Source organism: Dactylosporangium sp. NPDC050688, from assembly GCF_040654515.1.
Lineage (GTDB): Bacteria > Actinomycetota > Actinomycetes > Mycobacteriales > Micromonosporaceae > Dactylosporangium.
The window spans coordinates 1-15,400 of the sequence record NZ_JBFAIC010000125.1; the positions used below are offsets into that span (position 1 = coordinate 1).

Genomic DNA, 15,400 nt, shown 5'->3' on the forward strand with positions numbered 1-15,400 from the left:
GAGTGTGGGAGAGTAGGACGCCGCCGGACAAACCTTCGCAGTAGCCCCCACCACACGGTGGGGGCTACTCGCGTTTCCAGGAACAACAAGGCCGCGTCTCCAGAAAAACAAGGCCGACAACGAGCGATGGCCGGCGCCCCCGCCAGGGTGCCGGCCATCGTGACGCTCCGAAGAGCAGCTCCGAAGAGCAGCGGAGTGCTTAGTTGGAGGCCACGCCGAGGGCGCCGCCGCCACTGTGGAACTCGGTGCCCGAGGCGGACATGCTGTCGAAGCGGGCCTGCAGGGCGTCCAGCTGGTCGTACTCCGAGGAGGACGCGCTCTCGCTGCCCTCGGCGGCGAAGATGTGGTCGGTCTCGGCGGCCGAAACGTGCCACCGGCGGAACCTCACGCCAGGACCCGGCCCTGCACGTTGCCGACCGGCTGTGGGCCGTAGTGGCGGGAGTCGCGGGCGACCGTCCGGTTGTCGCCGAGGACGTAGAGCATTCCGTCGGGCACCGTCACCGGCGTGCAGTCGGTCGCGGCGCCGCGGGTGTACGGCTCGTCCAGCGCCGCGCCGTTGCGGCGGACCCGGCCCTCGTCGCAGTCGATGGTGTCGCCGGCGATGCCGATGATCCGGTCGACGGTGGTGAACCAGCCGCCCATGCCGGTCGGGACCCGCAGCACGACCACGTCGCCGCGGTCGACGCCCGTCAGCCGGAACGTGAGGCGGTCCACCAGCGCGCGGGAGCTGACGTCGAGCGCCGGCGCCATCGATGCCGAGGGGATGTAGCGGACCGTGAACGTGGCGAGCACGGCGGTCGCGACGAGGGCGGCGGCGACGGTACGGCGGACGCCGCGCCGCTCCCGCCATGCCACCCGCAGGCCACCGGCGGTCCAGCGCAGCACGGCCCGCGTGCCGGTGACCTGGTCGAGCTCGGCGACGACGGCGGCGCCCCACGGGCTGCGGCTGCCGGCCAGCGCCACGGTCAGGACCACCCGGGCCACCCGATGCGCCGCCGTCCCGCCCCGACTCGCGGCCGTGGCGGTCACGACGCGGCCCTCGGGCGGAGCCGGGCGGCAGGAGCGACCCGGTCGGCCTCCGCGGCGGCCCGGCGGGCCAGCCGCTCCGCGGCGAGCGCGGCACCGTCCGGGGTCAGCCGGTACAGGTGCCGCGGCGGGCGGCCCGGCTGCTCCGCCGGCTCCCACCGGGTCTCCAGCAGCGACCCGTCCGCGAGCCGCATCAGGATCGGGTACAGCGAACCGGACGCGAGCCCGGTTTCCCGGCTCAGGTCGTACCCGTAGCGCCACGCGTCGGGCGCGGCGAGCAGGCACTCGAAGACGAGCAGCGTCTGTGGCGACGTATGCGGCAACCTCGGCATACGTCAAACTCTACATATGAAGACTATCCCGCGGAAGGCTCCACGGCGGGCGATGGCACGGCGCGGCCGCGGGCCAGGGCGTCGACCCGGCGCAGCGCATCGGGCAGGCGGAACCCGCCCGCCATCGCCGCCACCATGGCGGCCGCCTCGGCCAGGGGCACGCCGGCGGCGGTGACGAAGAGGGGGCGCGTGGCCCCGCCCCGCAGCACCGGCACCGCGTGGGTGGCGCTGAGGAACGCGGTCTTCGCCACCCCGACGACGGGGATGCGCAGCTCGTCATGCACGTGCGCGCCGAGACCGGGCCGGCCGGCGGGGTCGAGGTCCACGTAGCCGTCGACGATGAGCAGCTCGAGCGGCGGCAACGGGTCCAGCAGGGCGTGCACCGCCGGCAGTTCGCGCTTGTAGAACGCGCCCGGCTCGTACGGGGCGACCTCGTCGAGCCAGGTGACCCGCTCGTCGACGAGCGTGCGGAACGCCGGCTCGCCGGCGAGGACCAGGGCGCCCCGGGCGCCGCCGGTCTCGGGGTAGTCGACGTCGATCGCGCCGTAGCGCCGCGGGTTCACGCGAGCAATGCTCCCAGCTCCGGGCTGAGGGCGTCGAACAGATTCTGGTCGGGCACGGCGCCGGTGGCCTGCAGCACGCCGCCGAAGAAGCGGCGGATCTGCACGGCCAGGATCACGTGCATGATGTCCTGCTCGGACAGCCCGTGGGCGCGCAGCGCGTCGGCGTCGGCGGCGGTGACCCGGCCGGGGTCGGTGGCGACGAGGTCGGCGAAGTCCATGACGGCGACGTCGACCGGGTCGAGCCCGGCGTCGTGCCAGTCGGTGGCGATCGCCCGCAGGGTGGCGTCGTCGTAGAAGCGCTCGCGCAGGACGCCGGCGTGCGCGAGGCTGCAGTAGGAGGCGCCGATGCGCCGGGCCGCGACGAGGGTTACCAGCTCGTAGCGGCGCAGGTCCATGCCGGCCTTCACCGACTGCGCCAGCGCGCCCCAGTGCTGGTAGACGTCCGGCGCCAGGGTGAAGGCCCGCTCGTAGTTGGTGGCGCCGTCCGCGTCGCCGGGGATTCGCAGGTACGTCATGGACGCAGGATAGGCCGGTCCCGCCATGGCGCCAGGGCATGAGGACATCGGCTCGGCGCACGCGATCAGCAGGGTGGGGGGAACCCGTCCAGCAGGTTGCGGTCGTACACCATGATGGCGTAACGGCCGGTGTCGAAGCGCTGCTTCGGCGCGCCCCACATCTTCACCGCCTGCGCCGGGGTGCCGTAGAACGGCCGGTCCTTCTCGAAGACGATGAACCGGGCGTCGTGCGCGGCGTCGTACATGCTGGTCTTGGACTGCCAGCACATCGGGATCACCCGGTCGACGTCGCCGATGACCGGCGCGACCGTGACCTTCCGGTGGGTGGTGACGGTGATGTTGTTCGACACCCAGTAGCCGCCCAGGCCGTAGGTGAGGTTCCGCTCGCGCAGCCAGTCCGCGACGACCTGCCCCTCCGACGGCTCGGCCCGCGGCGGCGCGTACGCGACGAGGTTGAGCGTGAGCAGCGCCAGGACCGTGACGAGGACGCCCTGCCGCCAGCGGGCCGCCAGTCGCGGCCCGATGATCCGGCCGGCGAGGATCGCCGCCATCGGCAGCACCGGCGAGATCTCCCGCGCCGCCATCAGGTCGACCGGCAGCGTGGAGACGATCTCCGCGCCGATGTCGCAGCAGATCGCGATCGCCATGATCGAGTCGGTCCGGTCGGCGGTGCCGCGCGCCGTGCGCACCAGCACGATCACGACCGCGACCAGCGCCACCAGGAACCCGATGAGGTGCAGGTAGGACACGCCCTGCTGGATCCACTTGGGCTGCCAGCCGGGCCGGTGGGTGCCGAACAGCACGCCGAGCATCCGAGCCGTCATGTGGGCCCGGCCGAACCACTCGTCCCACGGCGACAGCTCGATCGGCGGCTTCGGCGTGTGGTAGCCGCCGATCGCCTTCACCGCCCAGGTCGCGGCGTGCGACAGGACCACCGAGGCGCCGGCGGCGACGGCGAGCTGGAAGTCCATGCTCACCAGCCGGGTCCGCACCGGCCCGGGCAGCCGCCAGGCCCGCACCAGGCACACCAGCGCCAGCGGGATCGCGCCGACGAACGTGACCAGCGGATCCCCCCAGGCGCCCCAGGCCAGCAGCAGCGCCACCACGACCGGCTTGGCCTTCGTGTCGCGCATCCGGTCGATCGCGCCCCAGGCCAGCAGCAGCGGCACCGCCGAGCCGGTGTGGTTCGGCGAGGACAGCAGCGTCTGGTACCCGGTGCCGGGCACCGGCACGAGCAGGATCGCGACCGTCACCCCGACCCGCAGCCAGCCCTGCAGCCCGGTCGCGCGGCCCTTCGCCAGGACCGCGGCGAGCAGCACGATCATCGTGTACGTGATCGCCGCCGCGATGTGGATCTGGTCCACCGTCGGGCCGGTGAAGACCTGGATCAGCGCGTACTGGATCAGCTCCGTCGGGTAGAACGCGACGTCCGACAGCGTCCAGCCGGTCAGCAGCGGATTGCCGTGGAACATGTCCCAGGCCTGCAGCGCGTTGCTCGCGCCGTCGCTGTTGATCGGGAACGCGTAGGCCATCCGTAGATAGGCGAAGAACAGCCCGACGGCCGCGACGGCGATCCCGAACCCGGTCAGCAGCCCGGTCGACAGCCTGGTTTTCAGCACCCCGGCAGGGTAACTACTCGAACTCGTCGGCCAGCTCGCGGTATGCGGCTAGTACCGTTTCCGTGCGTTCCGTCAGTGTTTCGGCGGGTTCTGGATCGCGGCCCGGCCGGGCGTTGATCGCGCCGAGGAGCGCGTCGGCGGCGCCCAGCCGTATCCGGGCCCGGGACTGCGCGGCCCGCTGGTCCAGGAACCCCTGGCACAGCCCGGCGAGGTGGCGCAGCCGGTCGGCCCTCCGGCTCACCTCCGCGTCGACCTCGGTGAGCCGCTGCGTGAGCTCCGCCTGCCGGTCCGTGACGGCGGCGAACAGCAGCCCGGCGCCGATCGGCTCGCCCACCGACGCGCGCAGCTCCCGCACCGCGGTGCGCAGCTCACCCCGCTCGGCGAGGGCGTGCGCGAGGTCCCACAGCGTGCGCTCCAGGGTGTCGTGCGGGTCCGTCGGGTCGCCGAGGCGCTCCAGGGCCGGCCACGTCAGCACGATCCGGTCGGCGTGCGCGGCGGCCTCCTCGAACACGACCCGGTCCCGCGGGTCGGTGAGGAACTGCCGCAGCGCCCGTTCGCGCCTGGCCGGGGTGCGCACCAGGTACAGCCCGGCGAACAGGAACCCGGCCGCGGCGACGGCGGCGAGCGCGGTGCGGCCCGGCGCCGGCGCGTCCAGCCAGCGGATGCCGAGCGCCACCGCGGCCGCGCAGGTCAGCGCCACCGCGTAGACCACGAACACCCAGTTGTCGGCGGGCCAGTACGGTCCGCCGCGCGGTTGCTGGGCGGCGCCCGCCAGGCCCCGGCCGACGGTGCGGTCCAGGGCGCGGGACGCCTGCCGGCGCACGATCGCGGTCCGCCGGCCGCGCAGGTACTCAAGCACGCCGGACCAGCGTCGAGCAGGCGCCGGCGAGCAGCAGCCCGGCCAGCACCCCGGGCAGCCCACCGGTCACCCCGGCGAACAGGGCGGTCGCGGTGAGCACCGGCAGCGGCAGCGGCCCCACCCACCTCGGCAGGTGCTGCGCCGGTACCCCCACCAGCGCGATCAGCGCCGCGCCGGCCAGCGCGAGCAGCGGCCCGAACGGCTCACCGGACGCGAGCACCAGCCCGGCGGCGAGCGCCACCCCCAGCGCCGGCCCGGCCAGCGGCAGGACCGTCAGCAGCCCCACTCCGACGGCGGCGACCTGCGGGTGGGCGACGCCGCCGACATTGAGCACCGGCCACGCCACGACGGCGGCGAGCGCGCCCCAGACGCACCGGCGGGTGGCCGCCGCGGCGGGTCCGGGTCCCTCGTCGACGACCCGGACCAGCATCACAGCAGCCGCAGTTCCCGCGCCCGCTCGACGGCCTCGCGCCGGCGGCCGGCGTGCAGCTTGCGGTAGATGTTCTTCACGTGCGTCTTCACGGTGTTGACCGACACGTACAGCGTCGAGGCGATCTCCAGGTTGGACATCGTGCCCTGCAGGTACCGCAGCACCGTCAGCTCCCGCTCGGTGAGCGGCTCGACGAGGCTGCCGTCGGCGCCGCGCCCGCCGCCCGCGAGCGGCGAGGACCCGGCGGCCAGCTCGGCGGCGAGCGGGTGGTACACGGGCAGCAGCGGCGCGAAGTTCGCCAGCAGGTCCCGCACCGGGTGCCCGCCGACCAGGAACGGCCGGCGGAAGCTCTCCTCCTCGGCGATGTCCAGCGCCACCTCCAGGCCGCGCAGGACCCGGTTGCGGTCGCCGAGCGCCCGGCCCGCGAGGGACGTCAGGATCGCCGCGTGCACGGTCCACGTCAGCGCCGTGTCCACCGACGGGGTCGCGTACTGCTGTGCGGTCGACGCGGCGGCGGCCGCCTTGCCCTCGACCAGCGCCGCCGCCGCGTCGACGCAGGCGGCCCAACCCGGGTATACGTCCGGGTCGCCGCCGGTGGCGACGAGCCGGCGCGCCGCGCCGAGGTCGCCGCCGCTGATACGCAGCTCCGCCTCCGTCAGTGCGAGCGCCCGCTCGACGCTCGGCGCCAGGGCCGCCCCGCCGAGCTCGCGGCGGGCGGTGTGCAGCACCTCCAGGGCCGCGGCGAGCCGCCCGGCGCCGTGGCGCAGCCTCGCCCGCACCGTGGCGATCGCCACCAGCAGGTCGGGGTCGCCTGCCGCGAGGTCGAGGCCCTCGTCCAGCAGGCGGTCGGCCTCCGCGATGCGGTCCCACTCGCCGTACACGCTGGCCAGGGCCATCCGCACCCAGCCGAGGTCGGTCGCGTCGGTGATGCCGAACCGGTCCGCGGTCACCAGGGCCTGGCGGCCGAGCCGGGCCGAGGCCCGCAGCCGGCCGCGGGCGGCCTCCAGGACCGACAGCTGGGCCGCCGCGCACACCTGCGCCTGGGCCATGCCGGTGCGCTGGGCGAGCACCAGCGCGCCGTGCAGCGGCGTGCCGGCGGCGGCGAGCTCGCCCAGCCGCAGCCGGGCCTCGCCCTCGTCCAGCATGGACAGTGCGCGGACCTCGTCGCTCTGCTCATCGGGGCGGTTGAGCTCGCCGAGGGCGGCGAGGGTCCGGCGCGGGTCGCCGGACAGCCACGCCTCGGCCGCCGCGAACCCGGCCACCATCCTGGCGTTGACCCGGACCGGCTCCTTCGGCTGCTGCTCGGTGCCGGACTGTCCACCGTGGACGGCCTGGGCGCCGGTCGGGGCGGGCGCGGTCATGACCGCCGTCGCGCCCCCGGCCGCCGGCATGGCTGCCGTCGTGCCGCCGGCCGCGCCGTTCTGCGGGCCCGGCCCGCTCTGCCCGCCGGCGACGTGCTGGTTGCCTGATCCGTGCTGGTTGCCCGGTCCGTGCTGGGCGCCCGTTCCGTAGTGGGCGGGGCCGTTCTGCGGGCCGGGCCGGGACGTCATACCGGGCGCGTTGCCCATGCCGACCGGACCGCTCGCGCCGCCCGGGCCGTTGCCGCTTGCCGGGCCGGTGGTGCCGGTGGTGCCGGTGGTGCCGGTGGTGCCGGTGGTGCCGGTGGTGCCGGTGGTGCCGGTGGTGCCGGTGGTGCCGGTGGTGCCGGCCGGGCCGTTCGCGGCCGCCTTGGCGCTGCCTGGGCCGTTCGAGCTGCCCGGGCCGTTGCCGCTCGCCGGACCGGTGGTGCCGGCCGTGCCAGTGGTGCCGGTCGGGCCGGTCGGGCCGGTGGTGCCGGTGGTGCCGCTGGTGCCGATCGGGCCGCTGGTGCCGGTCGGGCCGGTGGTGGCGGCCGTGCCGGTCGGGCCGGTCGGGCCGGTGGTGGCGGCCGGGCCGGTGGTCGAGGTCGGAACGGTGGTGGCGGCCGGGGTCTCGTCCGTGGCGCGGTGGCTGCGGCGCAGGAAGTCCCGGGTGCCCTCCAGGTCGCCGACCCGCAGGCGCTCTGCGGCGAAGGCCAGGGCCAGCCGCGGGTCGGTGTGTTCGTCGCCGGCCGGCGCGTGCGGCGCCGCCTCGTGCGGGCGGTCGTAGCGGACCCCGCCGACGATGTCGGGCCAGTGCCGGTCGAGGGTCTCGATCGCGCCCGGCCAGTCCTCGGCGAGCAGCGCGTGGCGCATCGCCTCGGCCGGGATGCCGTACGTCGCATGCCACGCCGCCGCCCTGCGGTGCAGCTCGGCGACCCGTTCCGGGTTGCGGCGCAGCAGCTCGGAGTGCAGCGTCCGGGCGAAGAGCGGGTGGAACCGGTACCAGCCGCCGGGGCCGGCGTTGCGGGTCAGGAACGCGTTGGAGCCCTTGAGCTCGGCGAGGACCCGGGCGCCGTCGTCGCGCCCGGTGATCGCCTCGACCAGCCCGGCGTTGAGCCGCGTCGCGACCGCGGTGTCGAACAGCAGCCGGCGGGTGTCGGCGGGCAGCGTCTCGATGACCTCGCCGGTGAGGTAGTCGCCGACGGTGGTGCTGTAGGGGCCGCCATCGTCGAGGACCCGCTCCGGCTCCGGGTGCCCGCGCATCGCCATCGCGGCGAGCCGCACGCCGGCCGGCCAGCCCTCGGTCATCGAGTGCAGCTCGTACAGGGTGCTGCCGGGCAGGACCACGTCGTGCGCGGCGAGCAGCTGGGCGGTCTCGGCGATGGTCAGCGACAGGTCGTTGGTGCGCACCTCCGTCAGCGAGCCGTTGACCCGCCACCGGTATAGCGGCAGCGCCGGGTCCCGCCGGCACGAAAGGACCAGGTGCAGGCGGCCCATGCCGTGCCGTACCAGCGACTCCAGCTCACTCAGCGCGGCCTCGTCGCTGATCTCGCGCACGTCGTCGACGACCACGATGTGGGGGCGCTCCAGCGCGTCGACCACCCGCGGCAGGTCGTCGGCGTAGGGGTCGCCTTTCGCGTCGTCGGCGGACAGCGCGCCCCGCAGCCGGCCGGGCACGTCGGCGCCGTCCGGCGAGTGCGAGGTCACCCAGCGCACCACCGGCATCTCGTCGCCGATGCGGGCGGTGCGGGCCCACGCGACCAGCGCCGCGGTCTTGCCCCAACCGGCGGGCGCGGTCACCAGCGTCAGCGGCGCACGCACCGCGGCGTCCAGCTGCGCGACGACGCGCTCGCGCAGCACGTATCCGGGCGGGAGATCCGGCACCGCCAACGTCGACGGGGCCGTTCCACGGCGATCCTGCTGTACCAGCGCTTGCGACACTCGGTGCCCCCCGATTTCATACCTCGCCAAACGTGACGAGCAAAGCACCGCCCGCAGCAGGAGGGCCTCACCCTGCCTGGGTGGTCTTCCCGGGACGGATGTGGCTGTTTGCCTTGTGTGGCAACGGTTCCATCGACATCGCTGCACCGGCACGCCCGGCGCAGGAGGCTCACCCGGAACGGATGACGCGCGGTCACCACAGTGGTCGGCAGCGTTCCCGCTATCGCCCGCCGCGTCGGCGGGCGGGGGGAGAGGATGAGCCAGGATGAGCGCGCTTGTCGGCGAGATCGAGCTCCGCGGCGAGAACGGCTTCGAGCTGAGCCTCAGGGGCTACCACCGTGCCCAGGTCGACCGGTACATCGCCACCTTGCAGATGCGGCTGACCACGGTGGAGACGGAACTTGCCTCGGCGCGCTACCGCGAGCAGCAGCTCGCGGGCCGGGTCGAGCGGCTCAACACGGAACTGCGCCAGTGCACGTGCCACGACGAGAGCTCCAAGGTCGTCGGTGGCCGGATCCACCAGATGATCGAGCTGGCGGAGCAGGAGGCGGACGCGCTGCGCAGGCAGGCCGCCGAGCAGCTGGAGAGTGCCCGCACCGCGGCGGAGGCGATGCTCGCCGACGCCCGCAAGCACGCCGAGGACGCGATCCGCGACTTCCAGACCGCGCTCACCCAGCGCCGCTCCGAGGAGGCCCGCGCCGAACAGGCCCGCCGCATGCAGTGGGACGCCCGCCGGCAGCGGCAGCGTGAGGCGGCCGAGAACCTGCTCGCCACGACCCGGTCGATCGGCACCGACAGCCTGCAGACCACGAAGAAGCTGCTGGACGCCCTGTCCGAGCAGCACGCGAAGCTGACCGCGGAGGTCGAGACCGCGGAGAAGGAGATGGCCAACCTGCCCAACGCCTGAAGCGACGTACTGCCCCGTCCCGGTGCCCGGTGTCCACGATGGACACCGGGCACCGCCCTGTCCGCCCCCTGCCGTCCCGGCCCGGTCCGGCCGGTGCCCCGACCCCTGCGGAGCGCTCCTGGGGCTGCTGAGAGGCCTCCAGGGCGGCCGGCAATGCCTCACCGGCCGCGCGCCCGCCGCCGGCTGAGCGGAGCGACGAGTGCGCCGGCGCCGGCGGAGCGGAGTGACGAAGTGCCCGCTGGCCGATCACCCAGCCGGGGTGAGGACGCATCACTCTGACAGCCAGCAGGATTCCTGCCATGAACGAACTGCGGGCGGCCCTGATGGTGACTGCTGCACCGTCGACGACGGTCCGCCCGTTCCCGCCAGCCGCGGGCGTCACGTCGTCGGTGGTCCCCGACGTGACGACCCAGCTGGAGCGTCAGGTGAACACCGTTGAGCAGGGGGTACTCAACGGGGCAGGAGGAGCGGTGGACACGGCCCGCATCCTGCGCACCGGGCGCTCTTCAGCGAGGGCGGCGGGACCCGATGGGTGGGCGGCTGATCCGGAGGAGGCCGCCCACCCATCGCAAGTCACCACAGGCGTCTGAAACCGAAAAGACGGCGCTTGAGGCGCCGACGCGCTCCCAGGCCCGCGTCGGCGCCTCAAGCGTTCTCCGCAGTCGGGCGACGCAGCTGGAACACGAAGAAGGTGGCTGCCACGGGGGCAGCCACCTTCTCTGTTCTGTTCTCTGTTCTCTGTCGTTGCCGGCCGGCCGACGTCGTTGCCTGCCGGCCGGGTGCCGGTGCCGTCAGATGATGCCGTAGTCCGAGGTCGGTGCCGCGTGCGCGCCGCGGCGGTGCGGGTCGGCCCACCGGTCGGTCTCGCCGTACCTGGGCGGCTGTGGCGCCTCCCCGGACGCGGTCACGTCACCGTGGCGGCCCGTCTGCTCGGCGGCGTGCGCGCCCTCGTTCGGCCGGGACGTCGCCCCAGGCCGGCCCGACGGGTACGGCCCGCCCGGCGGGTACGGCCCGACGTTCGCCCCGGACCCGGGATCGGTCCCCGACGTCGGCCCGGCACCGTACGACGGTGCCTCGGCGGGGCGCGCGGCCGGGTGGCTCGGCGAGGTCGGCGAGTTCATCGGGATGCCGCTGCCGTAGCCACGGTAGTCGGTGGCCGGCTGGAACTCCCGCGGCGGCTCCCGGTCCGCCCGATGGGTGCCGGACATTGTCGTCGCGGAGGTGGGCTCCAGCGAGTCTTCCCAGTGCACCGTGAGCGCGAACAGGACCACCACGCTGAGCGAGATCATCAGCAGCGACCACACCGGGTACGCGCCGAGCGAGCCGACCTGGATCAGCACATGCAGCGCCACGATGGCGATGGCCGCCACCCGGGCGACGGTGTTGCGGGCCAGCAGCCCGATCCCGGCGGCCAGCAACAGGCCGCCGAAGGCCAGCATGAGGATGCCCCAGCCGGTCAGGTTGACGACGACCAGACTGTCGCCGTCGATGAACGCCACCTGGTTCTGCAGCAGCGCGACGAGTCCTTCGAGCACGTTGAGGAGCCCGAGCACGACGAGCATCACGGCCGCGAAGGTGACCCAGCCGAACCACACGGTTCTGCTCTTGGTCATGGCCTCTGTGTTCCTTCCTCTGCACGAGCGGGACACCGGCAGGAGGCAGGTTCGGCACAGCTGGCAGGTCTGACCCAGGGGAGCAGGTTCGTCGACCGGCCGCGGCGGACAAGAGAGGAGGCGCCGCGGCCGGATCCGGCGAAGCTCGTGTGGCGACCTCCCTCCCTTGCGGAACAATTGCGAACCGGTGCTTTTGGAAGCGATCGTTCGGCGCATCCGGATGACCGGGCATCACCCTGGTCGTGTGAGTTGCGGCGACCTGCCGCCCGTCTGTTGCCGGGCCGCGCGGCGGCCCCCGTCGGCGGTGCTCGGCGGTCCCGCCGGCGGTCTTCGCTGGCGGTGCCCGGTGGTCCCCGCCGGTGGCGGTCGTCCGCGGCGGTGGCCGGCCGTCGCCCGTACGGGTGACCGGCGGCGCCGCGTGGTGGCGGCCGTCGATGGAGCGGTCCTCACCCGCATCGGGTGAGGACTTCTCACCCGGCGGCGCCAGCACAATGCGGTCGTGGAGATGGCCTGGATACCTGGTGGCACCTTTGCCATGGGTGCGGACGGCTTCTATCCGGAAGAGGCGCCGGTGCGCAAGGTCACCGTCGATGGCTTCTGGATCGACTCGCATCCCGTGACGAACGCCGAGTTTGCCCTGTTCGTGCAGGAGACCGGCTACGAGACGGTGGCGGAGCGCCGGCCCGGCCCGGACCCCGAGGAGGGCGCGCAGCCCGGCTCGATGGTGTTCGTGCAGCCGCCGGGGCCCGTGCCGCTGCGGGACTGGCGGGTGTGGTGGGAGTTCCGCCCCGGCGCGTCCTGGCGACATCCCTGGGGCCCGGACTCCGACATCCGGGGTAAGTCCGCGCACCCGGTGGTGCACATCGCCTACGAGGACGCCGCCGCGTACGCCCGCTGGGCCGGCAAGGACCTGCCGACCGAGGCGGAATGGGAGTTCGCCGCCCGTGGCGGGCTCGAGCAGGCCGTGTACCCGTGGGGTGACGACCCCGAGCCGGGACGCGCCAACATCTGGCACGGCATCTTCCCGTGGCTCGACCGCAGCGACGGCGGCCACGGCACCAGCCCCGTCGGTGCGTTCGCCCCCAACGCGTACGGGCTCTTCGACGTGGTCGGTAACGTGTGGGAGTGGACGTCGGACTACTACCGGTCCGGCAACGCCAGGTTCGAGGTGGGTGACGACCCGCTCCAGCCGCAGGGTGAGGTGGCGGACAACCCCCGCGTCGACACCCCCGCAGGGGCGGCCGTCTATGCCAGCCGGGTCGTCAAGGGCGGGTCCTACCTGTGTTCTACCGGCTATGACCACCGGTTCCGCCCGGCGGCGCGGCAGCCGGAAGCGGTCGACAACGGCAGCTGCCACGTCGGGTTCCGCTGCGTGCGCCGTCTCGGGTGAGCACGCACAGTCATTTGTTCACCCCCTACGGGTGAGGCGTCCTCACCTCTAATCGCCCCACAATCCCGTGGTCATCCGCCGTGCTGCGGTGGGTGGGAGGGGGCGAAAGACGTTGGGGCAGAAGACGCTTATTGACACCATCACCCGTCCCGCACTGCATTTCGCAGTGCCCGAGCCGCCCCGCTATCACGTGCCACGACCGCGTCTGCTGGACGCGTTGGATCGGGCGGTAGCGGGGCCTTTGACATTGATCTCCGCACCGGCGGGGTGGGGCAAGACCACCCTGCTGGCCGAGTGGGTGGCGGCCGGGCGGGTGTCCTGGCCACTGGCGTGGTTGACGGTCGAGGCGCACCACGGCCCACGCTTTTGGGAACACGTGCTGGGTGTGGTCTCGGCGGCGACCGCGGAGCACCAGGTCACCGCGGCGCCCGCCGACGGTGGCGAGGCACTCGACGAGCTGGTCGTGCTGCTGCGCCGGCCCGGCCCGCCGGTCGTGGTCATCCTCGACGACCTGCAGGAGCTGTCCGTCCCGCGGGTGTGGGGTGAGCTCGAGACGCTGCTTTCCCAGGCGGGTGATCGCCTGCGTCTCGTCATCGCCTGCCGGACCGACCCGGCGCTCACCCTGTACCGGTTCCGCATCCGCGGCGCGCTCGCCGAGCTGCGCAACGGGACGCTGGGCTTCACGCTCGACGAGACCGCGCAGATGCTCAACGCGCACGGCGTCCGGCTCGCCGAGGCGGCGCTGGTCGAGCTGCACGCGGTGATGCGCGGCTGGGCGGCGGGGCTGCGACTCGCCGCGCTCGCCGTGCAGGGCCACCCGGAGCCCGACAGCCTGGTGCCGCGCTTCGCGCTGCAGGACCGGGCGCTGGGGGAGTACCTCGTCGGCGAGGTCTTCGACACCCTGCCGGAGGACATCCGCGAGGTCGTCCTCTGCACCTCGGTGCTCGACCAGGTCAGCGCAGAGCTGGTGGAGGCGCTGACCGGGCGGGTCGACGGCGCGCGGATCCTGGCGCAGCTGGAGCACTCGAACCTGTTCGTCGTGCAGGGCAGTGGCAACGCCGGCATGTACCGGTGCCATCCGCTCTTCGGGCTCATGCTCTACGACGAGCTGCGCCACCGCCGGCCCGAGCAGGTGCGCCAGCTGCACCGGCGGGCCGCGGACTGGTTCGCCGCGCACGACCTGCCCGCCGACGCGCTGCGGCACGCGCTCGCCTCCCGCAACTGGGGCCAGGCCTCGGACCTGCTGGCGACGAGCTGGCAGGAGCTGGTGCCCGGGGCGCGGCTGCGGACCATCAAGGAGCTGGTCCCGCCGCCGCCGCAGGAGGTCCGCAACGACCCGCGGCTCGCCCTGGCGTTCGCGGCGGAGCGCCTGGACGCCAGCGACCCGCAGGGCACCGAGACGTTCCTGCACCTGGTCGACCGTTCGCAGCACACGCTGGTCGAGTCGGCCCGGGTGGCGCTGCGGCCCATCGTCGACAGCTTCCGCATGGCCGAGGCGCACCAGTCGGGCAAGCCCGAGCTGATCCTGGCCACGGCGCCGATGCTGCTGCGCGACGACATGGGCCTCGACGACCAGGACACCGCGCGGATGCGGGCCCTCGCGCTCGTCGCCGTCGGCGGCGCCCGGCTGCTGCAGGGCGACCTGGCCGCGGCCGAGCTCGCCCTCACCGAGGCGCTCAACCTGGCCCGCCGCTGCGGCGGCGTGCAGTCGCAGCTGGCCGCGCTGCGCCAGCTGGCGCAGCTCAACGCGACCCGCGGCAGGCTGACCGCGGCGATGCGCTACGGCAAGGAGGCCCTGGCGCTCGCCGACCGCGAGGGCCAGACGCAGGGCAGCGACGTGGTCTGGTCCCAGCTCACCGTCGCGGAGGTCTGCTACCTGCAGGCCAGGGTGCCGGCGGCCGAGCACTACCTGGACCGGGCCCTGGACGGCGGCGGCCTCGCCGACCCGGGCCTGGTGGCGGTCGCGACCATGTCGCGGGCGCACATCCGGGCCGCGGCCGGTGACGCCAGGGCCGCCTGCACCGAGCTCGCCGCGATCCGGCGGCAGCTCGCGGACTGGCGGTACACGCTGCGGCTGCAGCACTGCGTCACGCTCGCCGAGGCGGAGCTGCGGCTCGCCGCCGGCGACGTGGAGGCGGCGAAGCGGCTGCTCAACCTGGAGCCGGTGGAGCTGCTCACGCCGTGGCTCGGGGTCGTGCGCGCGAAGGCGCACCTCGCCGAGCGCCGGCCGGCGGCGGCCCTCGGCGCGGTCCAGCCGTTCCTGGAGTACACCACCGGCTCGCTGGTGTGGACGGTCGACGCCAACCTCACCTGCGCCCGGGCGCTGCGCGCGCTCGGCGACCGCTCCAAGGCGGGGCGGGCCCTCGAACAGGCGCTGCGCTGCGCCGAGGACGAGGGCATCCGGTGGCCGTTCGTGGCCGGTGGACAGCCCGTCCGGGAGCTGCTGGTGACCTACCTGCCGGCGGGCAGCGGCTACCGCGGCGTCGCCGAGGACATCGCCACCGAGCTCAACGGCTTCGGCCGCCCGGCCGCCGTGGCGGGCGAGCTGGCCGAGCCGCTCACCGAACGCGAACTGGCCGTCCTGCGGTACCTGCAGGGCACGCTGTCCGCGGGCGAGATCGCCTCGATGCTCTACGTGTCCGTCAACACGGTGAAGACGCACATGAAGAACATCTACCGCAAGCTGGGGGTCGGCAGGCGGCGAGAGGTGATCGAACGGGCCCGCGAACTGAACCTGCTCTGACACGGTTCGCAGGACAGCGGCGGCCCCCGGGACTGCCGGGCGCCCCGTACTGGGCCGGTGACGCCGTCTTGCCCAGCTGACGCCGTCCGCCGGGTCGACATGGAGTAGCCCGATGTCAGGAC

Annotated in this window: 14 protein-coding genes; 4 read left to right on the forward strand and 10 right to left on the reverse strand. The window is 74.0% G+C overall.

Annotation, left to right across the window (positions count from 1 at the left end; all coding sequences use genetic code 11):
* Window positions 1–199: 199 nt before the first annotated feature.
* The 9 genes from AB0H83_RS50185 to AB0H83_RS50225 form a co-directional block, all read right to left on the reverse strand.
* Window positions 200–388: a hypothetical protein gene (locus AB0H83_RS50185; RefSeq protein ID WP_360110584.1), complete on the reverse strand. Its 189-nt coding sequence runs from the start codon at window positions 386–388 to the stop codon at window positions 200–202.
* Window positions 385–975, reverse strand: a complete 591-nt coding sequence (gene lepB, locus AB0H83_RS50190) for a signal peptidase I (RefSeq protein WP_360110587.1) — start codon at window positions 973–975, stop codon at window positions 385–387. Before lepB ends, AB0H83_RS50185 begins: the two co-directional genes overlap by 4 nt.
* Window positions 976–1,025: 50 nt before the next feature.
* Entirely contained in the window at window positions 1,026–1,358 is a 333-nt protein-coding gene (locus AB0H83_RS50195; protein ID WP_360110590.1) for a PadR family transcriptional regulator, read from the reverse strand.
* A gap of 23 nt (window positions 1,359–1,381) precedes the next feature.
* The gene (locus AB0H83_RS50200; protein WP_360110593.1) at window positions 1,382–1,921 is read right to left on the reverse strand and encodes an endonuclease V; all 540 of its coding nucleotides are present in this window, start codon (window positions 1,919–1,921) and stop codon (window positions 1,382–1,384) included.
* A complete protein-coding gene (locus AB0H83_RS50205; protein ID WP_360110596.1) occupies window positions 1,918–2,436 on the reverse strand; it encodes a peroxidase in 519 nt (172 codons plus the stop codon). The genes AB0H83_RS50200 and AB0H83_RS50205 overlap by 4 nt, the downstream gene beginning before the upstream one ends.
* A 65-nt stretch (window positions 2,437–2,501) precedes the next feature.
* Complete coding sequence (locus AB0H83_RS50210) at window positions 2,502–4,055, reverse strand: hypothetical protein (protein WP_360110598.1); 1,554 nt, start codon at window positions 4,053–4,055, stop codon at window positions 2,502–2,504.
* Window positions 4,056–4,068: 13 nt separating this feature from the next.
* Window positions 4,069–4,914, reverse strand: coding sequence for a hypothetical protein (locus AB0H83_RS50215; RefSeq protein WP_360110601.1), 846 nt, complete (start codon window positions 4,912–4,914; stop codon window positions 4,069–4,071).
* Complete coding sequence (locus AB0H83_RS50220) at window positions 4,907–5,344, reverse strand: hypothetical protein (protein ID WP_360110604.1); 438 nt, start codon at window positions 5,342–5,344, stop codon at window positions 4,907–4,909. The genes AB0H83_RS50215 and AB0H83_RS50220 overlap by 8 nt, the downstream gene beginning before the upstream one ends.
* Window positions 5,344–8,568: a LuxR C-terminal-related transcriptional regulator gene (locus AB0H83_RS50225; RefSeq protein ID WP_360110607.1), complete on the reverse strand. Its 3,225-nt coding sequence runs from the start codon at window positions 8,566–8,568 to the stop codon at window positions 5,344–5,346. Before AB0H83_RS50225 ends, AB0H83_RS50220 begins: the two co-directional genes overlap by 1 nt.
* A 322-nt stretch (window positions 8,569–8,890) precedes the next feature.
* On the opposite strand from AB0H83_RS50225, the gene AB0H83_RS50230 reads away from it, so the two are divergent.
* Both AB0H83_RS50230 and AB0H83_RS50235 read left to right on the forward strand, forming a co-directional pair.
* Window positions 8,891–9,532, forward strand: a complete 642-nt coding sequence (locus AB0H83_RS50230) for a hypothetical protein (protein WP_360110610.1) — start codon at window positions 8,891–8,893, stop codon at window positions 9,530–9,532.
* A gap of 299 nt (window positions 9,533–9,831) precedes the next feature.
* Window positions 9,832–10,122 (forward strand): hypothetical protein, encoded by a 291-nt coding sequence (locus AB0H83_RS50235; protein ID WP_360110613.1) that lies wholly within the window; start codon window positions 9,832–9,834, stop codon window positions 10,120–10,122.
* Between the two features lie 201 nt (window positions 10,123–10,323).
* Here the strand turns inward: AB0H83_RS50235 and AB0H83_RS50240 are convergent, their stop codons facing one another.
* Window positions 10,324–11,145, reverse strand: coding sequence for a hypothetical protein (locus AB0H83_RS50240; RefSeq protein WP_360110616.1), 822 nt, complete (start codon window positions 11,143–11,145; stop codon window positions 10,324–10,326).
* Window positions 11,146–11,650: 505 nt separating this feature from the next.
* Between AB0H83_RS50240 and AB0H83_RS50245 the strand changes: the two genes are divergently transcribed.
* Window positions 11,651–12,535, forward strand: coding sequence for a formylglycine-generating enzyme family protein (locus tag AB0H83_RS50245; RefSeq protein WP_360110622.1), 885 nt, complete (start codon window positions 11,651–11,653; stop codon window positions 12,533–12,535).
* A 190-nt stretch (window positions 12,536–12,725) separates the two neighbouring features.
* Window positions 12,726–15,278 carry a LuxR C-terminal-related transcriptional regulator gene (locus tag AB0H83_RS50250; protein WP_360110619.1) on the forward strand — a complete coding sequence of 851 codons (2,553 nt, stop codon included), beginning with the start codon at window positions 12,726–12,728 and terminating at the stop codon, window positions 15,276–15,278.
* The last annotated feature ends 122 nt before the right edge of the window (window positions 15,279–15,400 follow it).

Bases quoted from the DNA above. Each gene is read 5' to 3' on its own strand.
- AB0H83_RS50195 (WP_360110590.1), bottom strand. From the start codon at position 1,358: ATGCCGAGGTTGCCGCATACGTCGCCACAGACGCTGCTCGTCTTCGAG.
- AB0H83_RS50240 (WP_360110616.1), bottom strand. From the start codon at position 11,145: ATGACCAAGAGCAGAACCGTGTGGTTCGGCTGGGTCACCTTCGCGGCC.
- AB0H83_RS50220 (WP_360110604.1), bottom strand. From the start codon at position 5,344: ATGCTGGTCCGGGTCGTCGACGAGGGACCCGGACCCGCCGCGGCGGCC.
- AB0H83_RS50235 (WP_360110613.1), top strand. From the start codon at position 9,832: ATGAACGAACTGCGGGCGGCCCTGATGGTGACTGCTGCACCGTCGACG.
- AB0H83_RS50205 (WP_360110596.1), bottom strand. From the start codon at position 2,436: ATGACGTACCTGCGAATCCCCGGCGACGCGGACGGCGCCACCAACTAC.
- AB0H83_RS50245 (WP_360110622.1), top strand. From the start codon at position 11,651: ATGGCCTGGATACCTGGTGGCACCTTTGCCATGGGTGCGGACGGCTTC.
- AB0H83_RS50230 (WP_360110610.1), top strand. From the start codon at position 8,891: ATGAGCGCGCTTGTCGGCGAGATCGAGCTCCGCGGCGAGAACGGCTTC.